A 21,987-nucleotide genomic window follows, 5' to 3' on the forward strand; every position below is an offset into this window, starting at 1 on the left:
CAACAATCATTCCGAAAAAACAAAATTTCGCACCAAATTTTAACATTTTATCTAACAATAACGCATTTTATCAGCTTAAATAGATAACGTATCTTTGCAAAATTATATGCTCAATAATCCTATGAACACTACAGTTTTAGACCTAAACCCAAAAGAAAACATCATCATAAAAGGTGCAAAATTGCATAATCTAAAAGATATTGATGTTGCTATTCCTAGAAACAAACTAGTTGTCATTACAGGATTATCGGGTTCTGGAAAATCTAGTTTGGCTTTCGACACCTTATATGCTGAGGGTCAACGTCGTTACGTAGAAAGTTTATCCAGTTATGCGCGTCAGTTTTTAGGACGTTTAAACAAGCCTAAAGTAGATTATATAAAAGGCATTGCACCAGCTATTGCGATTGAGCAAAAGGTAAATTCTACCAATCCACGATCGACTGTTGGTACCACTACAGAAATCTATGATTATCTAAAGTTATTGTATGCCAGAATTGGTAAGACCTACTCACCTATTTCTGGTAATGAAGTTAAGAAGCATAACGTAACAGATGTTATAGAATTCATTAAAACTTTTGAAGAACGTTCTAAGCTATTGCTGCTCTCTCCTATCATTTTAGAAGAAGGCAGAACGATTGAAAACAAATTGCAAACCTTATTGCAACAAGGATATGCAAGAATAAAATATAAAGAAGACGTATTAAGAATTGATGATGCTTTAAAGCAAAATATAAATTCCACTAAAGCGCTATATCTAGTTGTAGATAGAATTGTTTACAAAGATGATGAAGACTTTCTCAACAGACTCGCAGATGCTATAGACACTGCATTTTTTGAAGGTGTTGGTACTTGTATCGTAGAATCTTTGGAAGATAACAAACAAACTATTTTTAATAATAAGTTTGAATTAGATGGCATGACGTTTTTAGAACCTAATGTACATTTATTCAGTTTTAATAATCCTTATGGAGCGTGCCCAAAGTGTGAAGGTTATGGTGATGTTATTGGTCTAGATGAGGATTTGGTGATTCCGAATACAGCACTTTCAATCTATGAAAATGCTATTTTTCCTTGGAGAGGTGAAAGTATGAGTTGGTACAGAGATCAGCTGGTAAATAACTCTCATAAATTCGATTTTCCTATTCACAAACCTTATTTTCAATTAAGCGATGAGCATAAAGCTTTAATCTGGAAAGGCAATGAATACTTTGAAGGATTAGACAGCTTTTTTGCCGAGCTAGAATCTAAAGCTTATAAAATTCAGAATCGTGTGATGTTGTCGCGCTACAGAGGTAAAACCAAATGTAACGTTTGTAAAGGTAAACGCTTACGCGAAGAAGCAAGCTATGTGAAAATTAATGGAGCCACAATAACCGATTTAGTAGACTTACCGCTTAATGAACTAACTGTATTCTTTAAGGATTTAAAACTAAACAAATACGAAGAAAAAATTGCCAAACGTCTATTAACAGAAATAAACACACGTCTTGAGTTCTTAACTAATGTAGGTTTAAGTTATTTAACTCTAAACCGAAGATCTAACACCTTATCTGGTGGCGAAAGTCAGCGTATTAATCTAGCTACATCCTTAGGAAGTAGCCTTGTAGGTTCTATGTATATTTTAGATGAACCTAGTATTGGTCTGCACCCAAAAGATACCGAGCGTTTAATTAATGTTTTAAAATCACTACGCGATTTAGGCAATACTGTTATTGTGGTAGAACATGATGAAGACATTATGAAAGCTGCTGACGAAATCATTGATATTGGCCCAGAAGCAGGAACATTTGGAGGTGAAGTTGTTGCTACTGGAGTATTTAAAGACATCTTAGCATCAGACTCATTAACAGCGCAATACCTGAATGGTAAATTAGAAATTAAAGTGCCCGAAAAACGAAAAACATCAAAATATCATATTGACATTGTTGGTGCCAGAGAAAATAATTTAAAAAATATTGACGTTACTTTTCCTTTAGAAATGTTAACTGTTGTTACTGGAGTTTCTGGTAGTGGTAAAAGTACTTTGGTAAAGAAAATTTTATTTCCTGCGATACAAAAGAAACTCACTGGTTTTAGTGATAAAGCTGGGCAGTTTACTGAGATGAAAGGAAATTTCAGCAACATAAAGCATGTTGAATTTGTAGACCAAAACCCAATTGGTCGTTCGTCGCGCTCTAATCCTGTAACTTATGTAAAGGCTTACGATGACATTAGAGCTTTGTATGCTTCTCAGAAATTGAGTAAAATCAGAAACTACAAAGCCAAACATTTTAGTTTTAATGTTGATGGTGGACGTTGCGAAACCTGTAAAGGTGAAGGTGAAGTGACTATAGAAATGCAGTTTATGGCCGACGTGCACCTTACTTGCGATACTTGTGGAGGCAAACGCTTTAAAAAAGAAGTGTTGGAAGTACAGTTTGAAGGCAAATCAATTGACGATATTTTAAATATGACCATTGACGATGCTATTGAATTCTTCAAAACTCACAAGCAAACTAAAATTGAAGGTAAATTACAACCTTTGCAAGATGTAGGTTTGGGTTATGTTACTTTAGGTCAGTCCTCTTCTACCCTTTCTGGTGGTGAGGCACAACGTATAAAACTGGCTACATTTTTAGGTAAAGGCAGTAAAAGTGATAATGCGCTTTTCATTTTTGATGAGCCAACTACAGGGTTACATTTTCACGATATTCAGAAGTTACTAAAATCTTTTAGAGCCTTGATTGCAAAAGGTCATTCCATCATCGTAATTGAGCACAATATAGATTTAATAAAATGTGCTGATCATATAATAGATTTAGGTCCTGAAGGCGGAAAACAAGGTGGAGATTTAATAGCTTTTGGTACGCCAGAAGACATTGTTGCTAATAAAAATTCGGTTACAGGAAAATACCTTTTAGAAAAACTATAGATATCAATAAAACAAAAACGAGATAAAACCTAAAATTGCAAAGGATAAAGGAAGTACAAATAGCAAAAACAAAAAGCTAACCATTCCACTTTTTATAAAACTTAAGAACCAATTCTGCCCATAAAATTTAATAATAGCCACTAACAAATAAAAGAATGTAGATAGCGCTATTAACCAATCGATAACGTCTGGTATTGGCCAAAATCTATTAACACCAAAAATAATGGTAAATACAACAAATAAGAACGAAAAATAATAGAAACTAAACACTAAATGATGAGCATATCGTCCCCTTTTGTAAAAGAAAAGCTTTAAAAGAAAAGCAAAAATTGGCAGTAAGAAAAACATGGCAAGAGGTATGCTATCTATAAAAGTTTGATAGACTTGACCCAATCCCATGTTTTTATAAAACTTTAATCCTTGCGCATACATTTTTCGTGTAAAATAACCTGCATCATCGGACATTCCCATTGCTTTATATAGTTCTTCGTCTGTAGCACCAGCAGCAATTAAAGAATCCATTTTTTCTTCATTAAAAGTAAAAGTCTTGCCTATATTGCTTTTAGGTATTTTTATATTTGACAAAGAATCTAATGCTTTTAATTCTTCTTCATCTAAACCTATTGTTGTTCCATTGTTTTTTAGAGGTGCCGCTAATGCTTTTAAATCTAAAGAATCTTCAGTCGTAACACTATCTGTTTCTGTTAACTTTTCAGACCTATTATCTAGCACGCGTTGCATACTTTTATCGAGTTCTTCTCTGCCCTCTCTTGTGTAAAAACTAAACACAAAAAAGAAAATAACAGCAATAAACAAATACATCTGTGCAGGATGCAAATACAACAAGCGCTTACCTTTTATAAACTCTTTTGCCAAATAACCTGGCCTAAACATTAAAGGAATGAAGCTTTTTAAAAACCGAGCATCAAAAGAAAAATAATTACTTATGGTATTGTAAAACAATACTCCTAGTGTAAGCTCTTCATTTGTTTTTTGCCCACAGTGAGGACAAAATTTAAAGCCCTTTTCATATTGCTGTTCGCAATTTTGGCAAGTATCTAAGTTAGTACTCATTGTTTTGGTTAGTTACCACTAAAAGTAATAATTTTTACAATAAAATGACTTTGTTTTTTAAGCTTGATGATAAAATGACTTCTCATATTTCATTAACATATTTTTTAACATACTGAATACCAGTTCTTTAAATTTTTGGCACGTTAATTGGTTTTTCTAAAGCATTAGACCAAAAAATTCTAGATGAGCTAGAATTGGGTAAATCTAAAAACCTATTACATTATGAAAAGCAAATTACTTTTTACAGCAATGATGTTAGTTGGACTAACGTCTGCCACAGCAACAACAGCAGGAGATGCTGTTTTAAATGGGGAAGATTTAAAAACTAATCGTTATAGTTTTACACAACCAATATCGTTTGTAGAACGAGGTATAGAATTTTTAATCTTTCCAGATGGAAGCTTCGACTTTAATACCGAAGTATTTACTACCATTACCGATAATGACGATTATTATTACAAGCGAAACAGACGTAGTACAAACCGAACGTATGGAGCACCAGGTGTTAACCAAAATCTTACTGATAGAGGTGTAATTATTAGACATGATAGATCTGGTAAAGTTAGACGAATTGGTAATGTATTCATCAATTATGACAGACATGGACGTATTAAACGTGCAGGATCCGTTTACATAAGCTACAAAAGAAATGGAACCTTAAGACAAGTTGGTGGTTTAAGAGTTAATTACAATGGTAGAGGACAAATTGTTCATACCTCAGGTGTTGTTAATCAATACAACTCCACACTCATCTATGGTATGGATTATAGTAATGGAAACCACAATACTATTGGTTTTCATGAGATTGAAAATTATGATGAGGATTATTACTACTATAAAAAAAATGGTAAGATCAAAAAAAGTAAAAAACGAAGATAATAGTTAAGCTCATCCCTATATATTAATATGAGCTTATTTAATCCCAAAGTGCTTCCCCAAGCCTTTGGGATTTTTTTATTTCACTATAATTAGATGTAACAAAACGTTAACCTTCAACGGTCTTATATTTTAATCTATGTTGCCCAAAAAAGTTTAGTCTATTTGCTTTTTCAGTTCCTCAAGATGCTTTTCCTTTCTAAAAGATTTATAACGTCTACAAAACTTGGTGTGGTATTGGTGATTCTGCATAAAGTTAATTTGAATTGAATTCCATTCACTCCTAGTTAGGTTTGGGTTGTAATGTTTTAACTCTTTATAGAGCAACTCACTTACAGTTTTAAAATGTTTTGTCCCTAGGTATTCTAAGTCGGCATCAGCTAGAATTTTCTCTAAGTGCGTTTTGGGATATTGTGGAATTTTAGTTGCCATAATCATTCCGCAGATAATGTCAACATCTTCTCCTGAAATACCATACTTTTGCAATTCATTTCTAGCTATATCACATCCTATCGCTTCATGCTCTATATTGGATTTTGTAAAACCAATGTCGTGATATAAAGCTGCTATTTTTAATAAAAACAAATCATGACCAGAAACTTGTTCTTTTGAAGCTATATAGATTGCTTTTTCTAAAACGTACTTGGTGTGTTCAACACTATGATACTTTAAATAATTGGGCAACTTATCTTTTAAAGTTTTAAGAACTTGGTTCTGTAGTGTAGAAAATGATAATTTCATCAGTGACTAGGCTTTCTACTTAAAATGCCTCCACCTACTTCACTAATGTTCTGTACAAACATAAAAGCTTTAGGATCTTTTTCTGAAATAGCTTTTTTGATTTTATGAACTTCTAATCGGGTTACTACAGCCACGATGATATCACAATCGTGTTTGACACCAAATGTACCAGGAAGATTTCCACGTTCTCCTTTATAGACTGTAATGGCTTTGTTAAAATCGTTTACTATCATTGCTTTTATCATTTCGGAATTGGGTGAAATAATCGTTAAAGAGATTAGTTTTTCAAATCCGTCAACCACATAATCTGAAACTTTTACAGCTGTAAAAAAGGTAAGAATAGAATACATGGCTTTTTCTAATCCGAGAAATATGGCAATAACTAAGAATATTGTGGTATTAATAGCCATGATAATTTCTGAAGTTGTTAAACCAAACCTTTTGTTGGTAAATTCCGCAATAATTTCCAAACCATCAATAACACCTCCGCCTCTAATTACAAAGCCAATACCCAAGCCGACAAAAACACCACCAAAAGCTGCAACCAAAAAATGATCTTTAGTAACTGCTGGTATAGGTAGCACAATTAAGGCAACTCCCAACAAAACCAAAGATAACAAGGAATGCATGGCGAAATTTTTACCTATTCGTTTAAATCCTATCATTACAAAAGGAATATTTAATAACAACAAAGGAATCCATACATCTATGTGGTAAAACTCGTGTACCAAAATGGATATTCCCAGTAAACCACCATCTAAAAAATGGTTTGGAATCATAAATCCCTTAATGGCAACAACGGCACATACGACACCAATAAGTTTTAAGAGTAACGATTTGAAAGAGAAGATTGTACGCCAATCGAGTGGTTCTGTTAAAGTAGCATTCATAACATTTTGGTTGGTTAGAATTTAACTGAGTTACTAAAATACTGTTTTTAACATTGAGTATCTGCTAACTCTAATTAAAACTATTAAAAGCACTTTTTAAAATATTGTTTTTCAGCACATTAAACTTACATCTATTTTTTTGGCACGCTGTTTGATTCTTAGTAAATGAGTTTAATTTAATACCCTTTTAACTATGAAACGGATTCTATTTTTATTTGCAAGTATAGTAGCTTTTAGCTCTGCTGCATTCGCAACAACTACAACCACATCAGAAGCTAATGCTTCAACAAATAACTATGTGAGAGGTTATGGTAATTCTTTCATATTTACAGAAGGAGGTATTGAGTTTTCTGTTTACAGAGATGGTCAGTTCGACTTTTATATTCCGGATTACGGACCAGATGTAAATGTCAATATAGATGCACCTGGTTTTACACTCAGTTTTAATTCTGGATACAATTATAACCCTTATGTACAGTACGATAGTTTTGGTGCCATTATTCAAATTGAAAACACTCCAATCTACTATGATTTTTATGGAAGAGTGAACCAAATAGGTGACATCTTCATTACATATAATAGTTTTAATAGAATTAGCAGAATCGGTGGATTAAATGTATACTACAGAAACAATGTGTATTGGAGATACGATGGATACATAAATATCTATAACAGAGCTTATGTTTACAGACCTTGGCACAGATTCTATATTATTCCACCAGTAAACTATTGTGTAGTTAATGTAAATCCATACAGACAATATTATACACCTGTAAGACATATATGGTACAGACCATATAGAAACAATGTAAGATATTATAATGTTAATACAGGAAGACGAGGAAACACTCAAGTTGTAAGAAGAAATAGTAGTAGCAGTTATGTACAAACTCCTAGAAACAGTAGAGAGCGTACATTACAAAGAACGGTTAGTACAAGAAATGCAGAAATTACAAGAACACGCACAACACGTTTAGCAGAACAAACTACCACACGTACAACAAGAAGTACAGCTTCTCGTAATTCTGAGGCTAATACATCTCGTACAGTTACCAGAGATAATAACACCTCAGGAACACGTTCTACAAATCGAATTTCTTCTCCAAATACAAGAAGCAATAATGATAGTAGAACCATTAGAACAACAAGATCTAGTAACAAAGTATCTACACCAACAAGATCTACACGTTCTAACAGCATCTCTAGAAGTACAAACTCTAGAAATAATGTGACCAGAAGCAATAGTTCTGTGTCTAATAAAGTAAATAGAACAAAAAGTACTTCGGTATCAAAACCAAATAGAACTAATTCTCGTACATATAACAGAAGTAGTTCGCAAAGTAGCAGACAACGAAGTACAGTTCAAAACAAAAGACAATCATCTTCTGTTTCGGCAAGATCTAACACAAGTAGAAAAAGCAACCAAAGTTCTACAAGATCAAGCTCAAGACGAACTAGAGGATAAAAGATAAAATATGATTTTTTTGGTTGGTTAGTAGAAGTCCCGTATGATGTATGCCTCAGAGCACCTTACGGGATTTCTCGTTTATAAAAAGTATCTAAAATTTTAGGTGCTTTTTTATTTGCATAGATATATCTTCTGAAATATTCATCTTGAGTACTAATGCAAAATATACTATCAATATCATGACAGATTTTAAAGCAATATTCACCACAGGATGAAACGGAAATTCCCAAAAATACATCGCTAAAATCATTACCATAAGTAGCAAAACTATCTTTAAGGTTGATATTGAAAATGGCTGAACATTAAGCTTCTGCTTTACGAAAACAATCTTAATGGTATTATAAACCACAACAGCCAAAAAGGTCGCAAATGCCGAGCCTTCTATTCCATAAATAGGTATAAATATAAAATTGAGTACGATAGCTAAAACGGCTAGTAATACACCAAAAAACAGTACCATTTTATAATAATCGCTATTAAATAAAATGGCATTATTATTACCTAAACTATTATCGTATAACTTAGCGAGACTCACTATAAGAACTACAAATAGTCCTCCAGTAAATTCCTCTGGAAGAATTTTATAGAGTTCGTTGATATTTAGAATAATTAAAAGAAAAATAAAACCACTTATCACCAACAGACTTATAGAACTTCGTTTGTATAAGTTCTCTAACGAAGTTATGTCTTTATCATTCAAGTATTTTGCGGTTAAAGGCATCATGATCTGATGCATAGAACGTTGTGGCACAGCAATAACAGTTGCGATAAAAATTGCAACACTGTAATAAGCCACTTGCTCAATATCTTCTAGCATAAGACCAATCATAAACTTATCTATATCTAAAATTAGCATGGCAACAGAACCAGCAATAATCATCAACAACGCATACTTTATAATATTTGATAGTCCATTAATTGTTTCAAACTTTAGCTTTGGAAACCGTACCGAATACGCATACAATTTCATAATCATCATACGTAACACATAAACACCAACTAAAGCTAAAATAAACTGTTCTGCAGTCAACCATTCTAAATACACTAAAAACAACAAAATCATTATGCAGAAACGATGAAAAATTTCTTTCATCACATTGCCAAAAACAGTTTTAAGTTGCACTTTAGACCAAGCAAAAAATATTTCGAAATATGCCATGGCTACAGCCAAAACAAATATGTGCCAGAGATAATTTCCAGCAATATTATTCTCGTTTGAAAGTAGTCTTGAAATACTTTCATAAGACAAGAAACCAATTATCATTGCAGGAATTATAAAGACAAATGGCAAAAACAACATCAACGTTAAAAAACTATTGATGCTATTTTTTGTCTTAAATGTTGAATAATATTTTATAATGGCATTGTGGACTCCAAATGCCATAAAAGGCATCATAATATTGGCTGCAGATAACACAAATGCAACCAAACCGTAATATTCATCAGTTAAAAAATTAGTGTATAAGAAAAGGGTATTTATGGCACCAATACCAAAACCAAAATAGGTACTTATTGTGTTTTTAAACGATTGATTTAATACGATTCCCATGATACCGCAAAATACAACTTAAGACGTTAACTTGAAGCTTACAGTCCCTTTATAACTTCACTTAGGCGCTTTGTCAATGCTTTTCTACTGTATGGTTGTAATCCTATAGCATGTACATTAAGATTGTTACTTAAATAAGTATCAAAATAGGACAGTATTTGAGTCTTTAACGTTTCCTTTTGATGATAATTAAAATACACACCTGTATTGGTCTTTGTAATGATTTGTTGCACATCAGAATCTTCTGGACCAATAGCAAGAATAGGTGTTTCTGAAATTAAGTATTCAAATAATTTACCTGGAATAATGGCTTTGGTATCTTCAGAATCAATTTCAATCAATAATAATAAGCGCGATTGCATTTGAAATTTTATAGCATCATCATGACTCACATAACCAACACGATTTACATGATTTTTTAAACCTGAAGAGTAAATTGACTCTAGCACATCGTCACTTATCACACCTATAAGATTTAGTTGAAATGCTTTTGAAAATGCTTCATTTTCAGAAATTAATTCTGAAAGAACTTCCCATAAAATCTTCGGATTTCGTTCTGACAATAACGATCCTATATGAGATAGAGTGAATTTTTTGTCCTTCCCTTCTACTCTAACCGAATGGTTATCATATCCATTGGTAATGACCGAAATGGGTTGCTTGGTCTTGGTTGAAAATTCGTTTTTAGTGTGATTACTTGTAACGATAATAGAATCTGCTGAATTTAAAACCTGAGATTCTAATTGAAGATGCTTATGCGCTGAAGCTTTTGAAAGTTTTAAGGCTTTATGATAACCTATCGTTGTCCAAGGATCTCTAAAATCTGCTATCCATTTGACGCTTAACTTCTGTTTTAGTTGAAGTCCTATAACATGCAAACTGTGAGGTGGTCCAGTTGTTATTATGGTTTCAATTTGATGCTTTTTTATATATTCTGAAAGAAATGCGACAGAGGGTTTAATCCAATTTTTACGCGCATCTGGAATAAAGAAATTACCACGAACATAGAGCATTAAACGCTCAATAAAGGATTGTTTTTTTGCCTTAGGAATAACTCCAGAACTTATTTTTTTAGAACTCTTTTTTGAAAAGAAACTTGCTAATTGGTAAGGCTCTTTTATGGGTTGTTTTAAAATGTTAATATCCTTTGAAACTTCATTGACCAAACTTTTATCAATGATTGGATAATTAGGATTTTCAGGACAATATACAATAGGTTCTATCCCAAACTCAGGTAAATATTTTACAAACTTAAGCCAACGTTGCACGCCTGGCCCTCCTGCTGGTGGCCAATAATATGTGATTATAAGTACTTTCTGAGGGTTCATTATTAGAGCTAAACAACTTCCTTTTTCTTCTTAAATTGAAAAAATATACCCAACAACAATAAAATACCCAAAACAGCAGAACTTGCTAAAGCTATTTTGCTTCCTGTTTCTACAACTTGCGGCTCAAACTTAAACTCAATAGTATGCTTTCCTTTAGGAACTTCCATGCCTCGTAACACATAATTAACTCTAATATGTGGTTTTAATTCTCCATCGATATAGGCATTCCATCCATCTTTATAATAGATTTCAGAGAAAACTGCAAAACCATCGTTTGCATTATTAGATTCGTATTTAAAGTAATTTGGCTTAAACGCTTTAAGTTCTATTGAAGCTGTTGAGTCTACTTTAAATTTTAAAACTTCCGGATGACTACTAAATTCTGACATTGTAGTAACTGCCCTATGTTTTGTGTCCAAACTATCCAAAGCTTTTATTTCTTCGTTGGCACTTGGTAATTCTTCTAACTCACTAACAAACCATGCATTACCATTGGCATCTGGGTTGTCATAAGGGAATATCTGTCCTTGATCTTCAGCAATAATATACTTGGTATTCAGCATATTGAGAACATTCATATTATTGTTATAAATATGAAATTCCATCAGCTCATTATATCGTCCCAATTTTGCAGCATGATATCCAAATAGAGAATTATGAAAATAGGCTGCTCTCGCTGGTTGACGTTGACCCTGAGTTGACATGTCTAGTACTCTGAAATGCCCTTTATCCTTTAAAATTTCTTTATCAGCAGCATTTGGTTGGTATGGTCTATCAACTTTTAGTGCCGAAACAAAATTATCGTTATTAACGTAATTTCTATCTATAGAAACTAAATCGAAAAGTATTAAAACGGCAAAGACCACAACCACTAGACTTTCTGATAATTTCTTCTTTAAAAAGTAATAAATAGTACCAGCAGATAAGAGTACTAATGCCAAAGATCTTATGGTATCGGTATTAAAAAGCGATTTTCTGTCTTCAATTAATGCCTCTACGAGCATTTCAGGAATTCCTTGATCTCTAAAGCTTGTAAAATCAAAAAACACAGATTTAAACAGCAAAAAGACAACACATAAACCTCCAGTTATAGCAACAGTGTACTTAAGTGCTTTTAGCTTTTGTTCTTCTTTTTCAAAATCATTAAATAATCGTACTAGAGCAAAAATTCCAAGTATAGGAATACACAATTCTAACAACACCTGAATTGATGTTACTGCTCTAAACTTGTCATAAAGCGGCACATAGTCTATAAAGAAGTTTGTTATAAAACTAAAAGGTTCTGTTTTTCCGTAGGATAACAATAGCGAAAATATTGTACCAGCAACTAGCCACCTTTTTAAGCGTCCTTTTACCAAAAACAAACCAAGAACAAACAAAAACAGAATAACTGCTCCCACATAAGCTGGTGCTTCTACAATGGGTTGATTTCCCCAATACATTGGTGCATTTTTAGAAAGCTCTAAAGCTTCAATAGGCGAAGCTCCCATAGTAACGTAGGTTTTATAAGTTTCAGAATCTTTACCAATATCTTCGGTATTTCCGCCACCCATAAAACGCGGAATGAATAGATTAAACGTTTCTGCCAATCCGTAACTATATTCCGTAATGTAATCTTTTTCTAAACCTGAAGTGGCTTCTTTTGGTGAACCATCAGGATTTATAGTTAATTCACTCTTTCCTCTCGTACTTTCCTTTGCATACTCTTGAGTCGCCATTAAATTGGTAGCATTGAGTCCAACCGCTAATAAAGCTGCTACAGTTAACAATCCGACAGATTTAAAAAAATAAGGTAGAACTTGTTTTTTGTAGGCATCGATTAAATACACAATACCTAAAATGATTACCAAAAACAGTAAATAATAAGTCATCTGAGGATGATTAGCCACAATCTCTAAACCTAAAGCAATAACTGTGAGCAAAAATCCTATCACGTATTTTTTTCTAAAGGTGAGAATTATTCCTGCTAAAACCATTGGCATATAAGCAATAGCATGGGCTTTAGCATTATGACCAACTCCTAATATGATAATAAGATAGGTAGAAAAACCAAAGGCTAATGCACCAAGTGCAGAAAGTTTATAATCTACTTTAAGCGATAACAGCAAAATGTAAAACCCTATAAAATAGAGAAACAAATAATCTGCTGGTCTGGGTAAAAATCGTAACGATAAATCGAGTTTTTTAATGTAATTATGAGGATACTGAGCACCTAATTGATAGGTTGGCATACCACCAAAAGCGCTATTGGTCCAATAGGTTTCTTCACCAGTTGCTTGCGCAAAATCCTTTTGCTGCTGAGCCATACCAATGTAATGCATAATATCGCTCTGAAAAATCTTTTTGCCTTGTAAAACTGGACTAAAATAGGCTAATGATAATACAACAAACCCTATAACAACTAGAATGTGTGGTAAAATTCGTTTGAATGAAAATGACATGAAAAAGTATCTAAAAAATTCTGACTGAAAAGTACTTAAATTTTAATAATAATCTCAAATTTGAGACCACTTATATCAGTCTATCTCTTCGTAGTCTATATACTCGCCAACTTTTTCGTTAGAAGATTTATGACGCTCAGGCATTTTATCTATAACGGTTTCGCCTTCTCTTTGTTTTTGCGCATTGCGTTGCTGTGATTGATTTTGAAAACCACCAAATTGTTGTCCAAAACGTTCTTCAGCTTTTTTTGCTACATATTTCATAAGGAACGGAGCAAAAAGTCTTGCGAGAATCTTTATGCCGTACCATACCAAAAGAATAATTAATATTGTTCTTAATAATCCCATCATTGAAGCTTCATGTACCATATAGAAAAGTAATATTCAAAAATACAATTATACTTACTTATATTCCGTTATATTTCCTTAAAAAAACTATAAAATCAATATATTTGAACCTAAACACATAAACAATGAGAGTTCTCAAATCAGTTTTCATTCTCCTTATAGCACTTACCTACAATCTGGCAAATGCCCAGTATACCGAAGTTATTAACTCAAATCGTCCTGGTGTATCTAAAAGTGCATTTGCAGTGGGTACTAATGTTGCTCAAGCAGAATTTGGTGCTTTTACTGTAAATGAAAAGCATACACCACTACAATATGAAGTCTCTGGTTTTGGATTAGACTTTTCCTTGCGATATGGTTTATTATTTGAGCAACTAGAGATCTCATTAGATGGTGTTTATCAAAATGATAAAATAACTTACAATAATGCTTCTGTTCCTATAGAAAATAAACGTTCCAACTTTAGAAACTTCACATTGGGAGCTAAATATTTAGTATACGATCCGTATAAAAATGCTGAAGAAGCTAAGCCAAATATATACAGTTACCACGCTAACAGAAAATTTCAGTGGAAATCTCTAATTCCGGCAGTATCTGTTTATGTTGGTGCAAATTTTGATACTAAAAACAATCCTTACACAGCACCAGATGTTGAAGGCTTTAGTCCAAAAGTTATGATTGCAACCCAAAACAACTTTAATGGAGGTTGGGTGTTTGTTATGAACTTGATAAAAGATAGAATTGGTTCTGATTTTTCAGACTTTCAATACATCTTTACGCTTACACACTCTTTTACTCCGCAGTGGGTTGTATTTGGTGAAGCACAAGGGATTAACAGTGACTTTTATGCCGATAATATTTTTAGAGTTGGTGGTGCTTACTTGTGGACAAAAGATTTTCAACTAGATGCTAATATTGCTTTTAACACAAAAGACACACCTTCTGTTTTTAATATTGCCTTTGGCGCTTCTTACCGCTTAGATTTTCATAAAGACAAAAAGATTGACAACGGTAATGGCAACACAGGTAAGTTTAAGAAAAAGCGAAAAAATAAAAAGAAGAAGAAAAAAGACGATTCTGATTCCGAAGGTAATTAAATTTCTACATGATTACAGTTAAAGAAGTTACAACCAAAAAAGGTCTTAAAACCTTTGTTAAGTTTCCGTTTTCACTTTATAAAGACTCAAAATATTGGGTTCCGCCAATTATAAAGCAAGAATTAGAAACATTTGATAAAGACAAAAATCCAATTTTTAAAGATGCTGAAGCTCGCTTTTTCCTTGCCTATAAAGGAAATACAATCGTTGGAAGAATTGCAGCTATTGTAAATTGGCTGGAAGTAGACAAACAACAGATAAAAAAGATGCGTTTTGGTTGGTTTGACTTTATCGATGATTTAGAAGTCAGTAAAGCATTATTAGAAACTGTTGAAAACATAGGTCGTAATCACAACCTAGAGTATGCTGAAGGACCTGTTGGGTTTTCAAACTTAGATAAAGTTGGAGTAATGACCGAAGGGTTTGATAGTATTGCGCCTATGATAACTTGGTACAATCATCCATACTATATTGATCATTACAAAAATCATGGCTATGTTATAGAAAAGGAATATTCAGAGAGTAAATTCCCTTTTAGAAATGTTAATCCTGAAGCATTTAGCAAAGCCCAAGAATTAATAAAACGAAGATACAAACTAAGAGCCCTAAAGTTCACCAAAACAGAAGAGGTAATGCCTTATGCTGATAAGATGTTTGATTTGTTTAACGAAAGTTATGCATCACTCTCTTCGTTTGTTGAAATTACTGATATTCAAAAAGAATATTTTAAGAAGAAATTTATAAGCTTTGTTAATCCTGAATACATAAAATTTGTTGTTGATGAAAACGACAAACTTATTGGCTTTGCTATTGTTATGCCTAGATTTGCAGAAGCACTTCAAAAAGCAAATGGAAAATTATTTCCGTTTGGATTTACCCACATACTAAAAGCTAAGAAAAACAGTAAGGATGTTATTTTTTACTTAATAGGAATCCATCCTGAATATCAAAACAAAGGTGTACATGCTGTGATATTTAATGAATATTATGAGACTTTTACTCAAAAAGGAATTGAAACCTGTTACAGAACACCAGAATTAGAGGATAATGAAGCTATACATAAAATATGGAAACATTTTGATCCCGTAGTCTATAAACGACGTAAAACATTAAGAAAAGATTTATAAAATTAAAAAGGCCTTGCGATTAGCAAAGCCTTTTATTTTTCTTTATATCAGAAGAAATATTATTCTCCCATTGCAGCCATTAAAGCAGCCGACATTCTTTTATAAGTTCCATTTTCTAAACGCTCTCTAATAGCATCAAACGCATCTAATGTATCTTGTACATCTTGTAATGTATGTGTTGCTGTAGGAATCATTCTTAATAAAATTAATCCTTTAGGTATTACAGGATAAACCACTATAGAACAGAATATTCCGTGATTTTCACGAAGATCTTTAACTAAAGCCATAGCTTCAGGAATACTTCCTTTTAAGTATACAGGAGTAACACAGCTTTGCGTTGTACCAATATCAAAACCACGCTCTTTTAAACCAGATTGTAACGCATTAACAATTGTCCAAAGATTTTGCTTTAGCTCAGGCATAGTACGCAACATATCTAATCGCTTCAATGCACCAACAACAAGCTGCATTTGTAATGATTTAGCAAACATCTGCGAACGTAAGTTATACTTTAAATAGTCAATTATTTCTTGGTCTCCAGCAATAAATGCACCTGTACTGGCCATAGACTTTGCAAAAGTTGCAAAATACACATCAATATCATCTTGTACACCTTGCTCCTCACCTGCTCCTGCACCAGTTTTACCTAAAGTACCGAAACCATGAGCATCGTCTACAAACAATCTAAAATTAAATTTTTTCTTAAGTGCAACGATTTCTTTTAAACGTCCTTGCTCACCACGCATACCAAACACACCCTCTGAAATCACTAAGATTCCACCTCCAGTTTGTTCAGCCATTTTAGTAGCTCTTTCAAGGTTTTTCTCTAAGCTCTCTACATCATTGTGCTTGTATGTAAAACGTTTTCCCATGTGAAGACGAACACCATCAATAATACAAGCGTGCGCATCAACATCGTAAACAATAATATCATCTTTAGAAACTAAGGCATCAATTGTAGATACCATTCCTTGGTAACCAAAATTTAGCAAATAAGCAGCTTCTTTACTTACAAACTCAGCTAATTCATTTTGTAATTGCTCGTGCAACTCTGTATGACCAGACATCATACGAGCTCCCATTGGGTAAGCAGAACCGTATTTAGCAGCAGCTTCTGCATCTACTTTTCTTACTTCAGGGTGATTTGCCAATCCTAGGTAGTCATTAATACTCCATGTAATTACTTCTTTTCCTTGAAATTTCATTCTATTAGAAATTTCTCCTTCTAGCTTTGGAAATACAAAATAACCTTCCGCTTGTGCTGCCCACTTTCCTAAAGGTCCCTTATCTCGATAAATCTTTTCAAATAAATCCTTCATACGTTGCGTTTGCCATTAATCGTTATCTATAAATTATAAGAGTTATAGATTAGATTTTAGTTTTAATTTAGTTTTATTAGTATCAGCAAAATTAGGTAATATTATCATGACTGCATAATATAATTTAACCTAACTATTCACTAAGTTTTGAACATAAAAAAGCCTACCAATCACAGGTAGGCTTTATATATCCTTTAATTTATTTTATTTTATGTACTGAATGGTTTCAGAAACCACATTTTTGCTATCAAAAAAGCCTTGATCTTCCATCCATTTATCACTATAAACCTTGCTCATATAGCGCGATCCGTGATCTGGAAAAACAACTACGACTTTATCTGTTGGTTTAAACTCTCCTTCAGCATTTAATTGCTTTACAGCTTGCATTGCAGCACCACTTGTATAACCTACAAATAAGCCTTCTGAATTAGAAATTTCTCTTGCAGTGTGTGCACTTTCTTCATCAGTTACTTTGATAAATTTATCTATAACATCAAAATCTGTTGCTGTTGGAATTAAATTCTTCCCTAAACCTTCAATTCTGTATGGATAAATTTCCTTTTCATCAAACTCTCTGGTTTCATGATATTTTTGCAATACAGAACCATAAGCATCTACACCTATGATTTTAACTTCAGGGTTTTGCTCTTTTAAATATTTAGCAATTCCAGAAATCGTTCCACCTGTACCACTACATGCTACTAAATGAGTAATTTCACCATTGGTTTGGTTCCAAATTTCAGGACCAGTAGAATTATAGTGTGCATCAATATTTAATTGGTTGAAATATTGATTGATATAAATAGAGCCTTTAATCTCTTCGTGTAATCTTTTTGCTACTTGGTAGTAAGATCTTGGGTCGTCTGCATTAACATGAGCTGGGCATACATAAACCTTAGCGCCCATAGACCTTAACATGTCTATTTTATCTGCAGAAGACTTTGAACTTACAGCTAAAATACACTCATAGCCTTTTATAATACTAACCATAGCAATACTAAACCCTGTGTTACCAGAAGTAGTCTCTATAATTGTATCACCAGGTGATAAAATACCCTGACGCTCAGCTTCTTCAATAATATGTAATGCGATTCTGTCCTTAGAAGAATGACCTGGATTGAAAGCTTCTACCTTAGCATAAAACTCGCCGTCGTAGTCTGCGGTCATTCTGTTTAACTTGATAAGCGGTGTATTACCTATTATTTGTAATACATTATCAAATACATTTTTGTTTTTGTCCATAAATGCTATTTAATCAAGTGTAAAAATATTACACTCTAAAACCTCGCAAAACTAATACTTTTTTTTTAAATCAACTCGAAATACCTTCTAAATCTAACAGAAAAGCATATTCTTCTGCGTCTTCTTTGATGCTTTCAAAACGTCCTGAAGCACCACCATGACCAGCATCCATATTAGTTTTAAGGTACAATTTATTGGTGTCAGTTTTCATCTCCCTAAGCTTAGCAACCCATTTTGCAGGCTCCCAATACTGTACCTGAGAATCGTGTAAACCTGCTGTTACCAGCATATTTGGATAATCTTTTGCTTCTATATTATCATATGGTGAATACGATTTCATATACTCATAATATAACTTATCATTAGGATTTCCCCATTCGTCATACTCACCTGTCGTTAGCGGAATAGAATCATCTAACATAGTGGTTACCACATCTACAAAAGGCACTGCTGCAATTATACCATTATATAATTCTGGAGCCATGTTAATTATTGCTCCCATTAGTAAACCTCCTGCACTACCACCCATAGCATACAAATGCTTAGATGACGTATACCTTTCCTTAATTAAATGAATAGAACAAGCTACAAAGTCTGAGAATGTATTTTTTTTCTTTAAAAGTTTACCATCTTCGTACCATTGCCTTCCTAGGTATTCTCCTCCTCTTACATGGGTAATAACGTAAATAAAACCTCTATCAAGCAAACTCAATCGTATTGTTGAGAAATATGGGTCTACTGTAGAGCCATAACTGCCGTACGCATATTGTAACAAAGGATTAGTTCCATCCTTTTTTATGCCCTTTTTATAAACAACAGACATAGGAATTTTTGTACCATCTTCTGCTGTAGCCCAAATACGCTCGGAAACGTAATTATCTTTATTAAAATTACCACCTAAAACCTCCTGCTCCTTTAATACTTTTTTTGTTTGGGTTTTCATATTAAACTCAATAACAGAAGCTGGTGTTGTTAATGCATTATAAGCATAACGCAAGCTTTCGGTATCAAACTCAACATTAGTTGTTGTGTATGCAGTATACGTTTCGTTATCAAAAGGTAGATAGTAATCTTGTGAATTATCCCAACGCTTTATCCTTATTTTATTAAGTCCATTATCGCGTTCACTTATTACAAGATAATTTTTGAAAATGTCTATATCCTCTAAAAGTACTTCTTCTCTATGCGGAATAACTTCTATCCACTTATCTATAGCTCTGTCGTTCTCTGAACATTTCATGAGCTTAAAATTAGTGGCTTTATCTTTGTTTGTTAGAATATAAAAATGACCATCGTAATGAGAAATACTGTACTCTAAACCTCTAACGCGTGGTTGAAAGACTTCAAACTTACCATTTGGATTATCTGCATTGAGAACATGATACTCATTAGTTAAAGTACTGTAACAGGCAATGATGATGTATTTTCTGGATTTTGATTTATAGACCGTAGCACCAAAGGTGTCGTCACCTTCTTGAAATATTAATTCATCTTCTACGTTTGTCCCTAATTTGTGTCTAAAAATTTGGTAAGCCCTAAGCGTTATTGGGTCTTTTTTGGTATAAAACAAGGTTTCATTATCATTTGCCCATGTTGAAGATCCTGTAGTGTTTTCGATTTTATCTTCTTGAATCTCATCCGTTATTAAATTTTTAATTTGGATGGTATATTGTCTTCTTCCGGTAGTATCAATACCAAACGAAATCCTCTTATTATCTGGGCTTACGCTAATACCTACTAACTTAAAATAGCTGAGACCTTCTGCCATTTTATTACAATCAAAAAGCAATTCTTCAGGATTGTCCAAAGACTCTTTTTTTCTAGTGTAAATAGGATAATCTTTACCTTTCTCAAACTTAGTAATGTACCAATAGCCATTATATTTATAGGGCACCGAAGAATCGTCTTCTTTTATTCTGGCTTTCATTTCTTCAAACAAACTTTTCTGAAAGGCTTTGGTATGCTCCATCTCTGCATCGCAATATGCATTCTCGTCTTTTAGATAATTTAAAACTTCAGGATGCGTTCTGTCTTTCATCCAAAAATAATTATCAACTCTTACATCTCCATGCTTTTCCAGCTTGTGTTGAATCTTCTTAGCTATTGGCGGATTTATACCTGAGGACTTCGTCATACGGTTTTAAGAAAAATTTAATCTAAAAAAGTGGCGCAATTTAGTAATTTTGCTTCGTAATTTTTAAAAGATAAAGATATGTTTGGAGATATGATGGGCATGATGGGCAAATTGAAAGAAGCTCAAAAAAAAGTTGAAGAAACCAAAAAGCGTTTAGATACAGTTTTAATTGATGAAGCTAGTAGCGACAATAAGCTAAAAGTAACCATTACAGCAAATAGAACAATTAAGTCTATTGCTATAGATGAAGAGCTATTGCAAGACAAAGAAATGCTTGAAGATTATCTAATCTTAACACTTAACAAAGCCATTGAAAAAGCAACAAACGTTAATGAAACTGAGATTGCTGCTGTTGCCAAAGAAGGCATGCCAAATATTCCTGGCTTAGATATGTTTAAATAGCTTTTCACAAACTCTTTAGTGTTGTTAGCAACACTTCATGCATATTATTGGTATAATCCAAATGTGTTACCATTCGTAGCTTATTACTTCCCATGCCAATAATATGTATGTTTTTTGTTTTGAGTCTGTTTAAAAAATCGGTCTCACTAATTGTATCGTTTAGTTCAAAAATAATAATGTTAGTCTCTATTGGCTCTACAGTTTTTATAAAAGATAGCTGAGACAAAACCTCACCTATTTCTTTAGCTTTTTTATGGTCTTCACTAAGACGTTCTATATGATGGTCTAAAGCATAAAGTCCGGCAGCAGCTAAATACCCAACTTGTCGCATTCCACCACCAAGAATTTTTCGAACACGCAATACTCCTTTCATAAGCTCTTTTTTCCCTAAAAGAACAGAACCTACAGGGCAACCCAAACCTTTGCTTAAGCAAACCGAAATGGTATCGAATAATTCTCCATATTGCTTAGGATTTTCTCCTTTAGTTACCATAGCATTCCAAAGTCTTGCGCCATCTAAATGATAACCAAGATTATGCTTATCTGCTACTCGTCCTATTTTTTTTAATTCCTCAAAGTCCCAACACGCTCCACCTCCTTTATTTGTGGTGTTTTCAATCTCTATTAACGAGGTAAGAGGGCTATGATAAAAATCTGGTGGATTTATTGCTGCTTCAGCTTGTTCTGCTGTAAACATACCACGATGCCCATCTATTAGTTTACATGAAATACCGCTATTAAAAGATGCTCCACCTCCTTCGTAATTATAAATATGAGCATATTTATCGCAAATCACCTGCTCACCAGGATTGGTGTGTAGCTTTAATGCGGTTTGATTTGCCATTGTACCTGTTGGAAAAAACAAAGCTTCATCCATCCCAAATAGTTCTGCTAATTGTTTTTCTAGTGCATTTACAGATGGATCTTCTTTATAAACATCGTCACCAACTTTTGCAGACATCATAGCTTCTAACATACCTTTGGTTGGCTTGGTAACCGTATCGCTTCTTAAATCTATTATCATAATCTTATTTCTATGA

The 21,987-nt window shown here is 33.2% G+C and carries 17 protein-coding genes; 6 read left to right on the top strand and 11 right to left on the bottom strand.

The features are described 5' to 3' along the window. Nucleotides 1–121: 121 nt before the first annotated feature. The gene (uvrA, locus tag MST30_RS14085) at nucleotides 122–2,911 is read left to right on the top strand and encodes an excinuclease ABC subunit UvrA (protein WP_243472045.1); all 2,790 of its coding nucleotides are present in this window, start codon (nucleotides 122–124) and stop codon (nucleotides 2,909–2,911) included. Between the two features lie 3 nt (nucleotides 2,912–2,914). Here uvrA and MST30_RS14090 read toward each other — a convergent pair whose 3' ends face one another. Further along, complete coding sequence (locus tag MST30_RS14090) at nucleotides 2,915–3,985, bottom strand: DUF3667 domain-containing protein (protein ID WP_243472046.1); 1,071 nt, start codon at nucleotides 3,983–3,985, stop codon at nucleotides 2,915–2,917. 222 nt (nucleotides 3,986–4,207) lie between these two features. Here MST30_RS14090 and MST30_RS14095 point away from each other — a divergent pair, with 222 nt between their 5' ends. Beyond that, nucleotides 4,208–4,864 (top strand): hypothetical protein, encoded by a 657-nt coding sequence (locus MST30_RS14095; protein WP_243472047.1) that lies wholly within the window; start codon nucleotides 4,208–4,210, stop codon nucleotides 4,862–4,864. Nucleotides 4,865–5,017: 153 nt separating this feature from the next. On the opposite strand, the gene MST30_RS14100 is transcribed toward MST30_RS14095, so the two are convergent. Together MST30_RS14100 and MST30_RS14105 are read right to left on the bottom strand one after the other, a co-directional pair. After that, nucleotides 5,018–5,602: an HD domain-containing protein gene (locus tag MST30_RS14100; protein ID WP_243472048.1), complete on the bottom strand. Its 585-nt coding sequence runs from the start codon at nucleotides 5,600–5,602 to the stop codon at nucleotides 5,018–5,020. Beyond that, nucleotides 5,602–6,492: a YitT family protein gene (locus tag MST30_RS14105; protein WP_243472049.1), complete on the bottom strand. Its 891-nt coding sequence runs from the start codon at nucleotides 6,490–6,492 to the stop codon at nucleotides 5,602–5,604. The genes MST30_RS14100 and MST30_RS14105 overlap by 1 nt, the downstream gene beginning before the upstream one ends. A gap of 193 nt (nucleotides 6,493–6,685) precedes the next feature. Here MST30_RS14105 and MST30_RS14110 point away from each other — a divergent pair, with 193 nt between their 5' ends. After that, entirely contained in the window at nucleotides 6,686–7,957 is a 1,272-nt protein-coding gene (locus MST30_RS14110) for a hypothetical protein (RefSeq protein WP_243472050.1), read from the top strand. Nucleotides 7,958–8,051: 94 nt separating this feature from the next. Here MST30_RS14110 and MST30_RS14115 read toward each other — a convergent pair whose 3' ends face one another. From MST30_RS14115 to MST30_RS14130, 4 genes are all read right to left on the bottom strand, one after another. Next, complete coding sequence (locus tag MST30_RS14115; protein ID WP_243472051.1) at nucleotides 8,052–9,509, bottom strand: oligosaccharide flippase family protein; 1,458 nt, start codon at nucleotides 9,507–9,509, stop codon at nucleotides 8,052–8,054. Nucleotides 9,510–9,547: 38 nt separating this feature from the next. Continuing rightward, complete coding sequence (locus MST30_RS14120; protein WP_243472052.1) at nucleotides 9,548–10,837, bottom strand: glycosyltransferase family 4 protein; 1,290 nt, start codon at nucleotides 10,835–10,837, stop codon at nucleotides 9,548–9,550. An 8-nt stretch (nucleotides 10,838–10,845) separates the two neighbouring features. After that, nucleotides 10,846–13,278 (bottom strand): YfhO family protein, encoded by a 2,433-nt coding sequence (locus tag MST30_RS14125; RefSeq protein WP_243472053.1) that lies wholly within the window; start codon nucleotides 13,276–13,278, stop codon nucleotides 10,846–10,848. A gap of 75 nt (nucleotides 13,279–13,353) precedes the next feature. Continuing rightward, complete coding sequence (locus MST30_RS14130) at nucleotides 13,354–13,626, bottom strand: DUF4834 family protein (protein ID WP_243473885.1); 273 nt, start codon at nucleotides 13,624–13,626, stop codon at nucleotides 13,354–13,356. 125 nt (nucleotides 13,627–13,751) lie between these two features. On the opposite strand from MST30_RS14130, the gene MST30_RS14135 reads away from it, so the two are divergent. Then, the gene (locus MST30_RS14135) at nucleotides 13,752–14,723 is read left to right on the top strand and encodes a transporter (protein ID WP_243472054.1); all 972 of its coding nucleotides are present in this window, start codon (nucleotides 13,752–13,754) and stop codon (nucleotides 14,721–14,723) included. Between the two features lie 8 nt (nucleotides 14,724–14,731). Beyond that, nucleotides 14,732–15,850 carry a GNAT family N-acetyltransferase gene (locus MST30_RS14140; RefSeq protein ID WP_243472055.1) on the top strand — a complete coding sequence of 373 codons (1,119 nt, stop codon included), beginning with the start codon at nucleotides 14,732–14,734 and terminating at the stop codon, nucleotides 15,848–15,850. A 59-nt stretch (nucleotides 15,851–15,909) separates the two neighbouring features. Here MST30_RS14140 and MST30_RS14145 read toward each other — a convergent pair whose 3' ends face one another. The 3 genes from MST30_RS14145 to MST30_RS14155 all read right to left on the bottom strand — a co-directional run bounded on the left by MST30_RS14145 (nucleotide 15,910) and on the right by MST30_RS14155 (nucleotide 20,545). Further along, nucleotides 15,910–17,169 carry a cysteate-C-fatty acyltransferase gene (locus MST30_RS14145; protein ID WP_243472056.1) on the bottom strand — a complete coding sequence of 420 codons (1,260 nt, stop codon included), beginning with the start codon at nucleotides 17,167–17,169 and terminating at the stop codon, nucleotides 15,910–15,912. 204 nt (nucleotides 17,170–17,373) lie between these two features. Next, nucleotides 17,374–18,411: a cysteate synthase gene (locus tag MST30_RS14150; protein WP_243472057.1), complete on the bottom strand. Its 1,038-nt coding sequence runs from the start codon at nucleotides 18,409–18,411 to the stop codon at nucleotides 17,374–17,376. A gap of 70 nt (nucleotides 18,412–18,481) precedes the next feature. Further along, on the bottom strand, nucleotides 18,482–20,545 hold the full coding sequence (locus tag MST30_RS14155) for a S9 family peptidase (RefSeq protein ID WP_243472058.1): 2,064 nt from the start codon (nucleotides 20,543–20,545) through the stop codon (nucleotides 18,482–18,484). Nucleotides 20,546–20,623: 78 nt separating this feature from the next. On the opposite strand from MST30_RS14155, the gene MST30_RS14160 reads away from it, so the two are divergent. Continuing rightward, nucleotides 20,624–20,947: a YbaB/EbfC family nucleoid-associated protein gene (locus MST30_RS14160; protein ID WP_243472059.1), complete on the top strand. Its 324-nt coding sequence runs from the start codon at nucleotides 20,624–20,626 to the stop codon at nucleotides 20,945–20,947. A 4-nt stretch (nucleotides 20,948–20,951) separates the two neighbouring features. On the opposite strand, the gene MST30_RS14165 is transcribed toward MST30_RS14160, so the two are convergent. Further along, the gene (locus tag MST30_RS14165; protein WP_243472060.1) at nucleotides 20,952–21,971 is read right to left on the bottom strand and encodes a threonine aldolase family protein; all 1,020 of its coding nucleotides are present in this window, start codon (nucleotides 21,969–21,971) and stop codon (nucleotides 20,952–20,954) included. Nucleotides 21,972–21,987: the final 16 nt, after the last annotated feature.

It is taken from the genome of Winogradskyella sp. MH6 (assembly GCF_022810765.1).
GTDB lineage: Bacteria > Bacteroidota > Bacteroidia > Flavobacteriales > Flavobacteriaceae > Winogradskyella.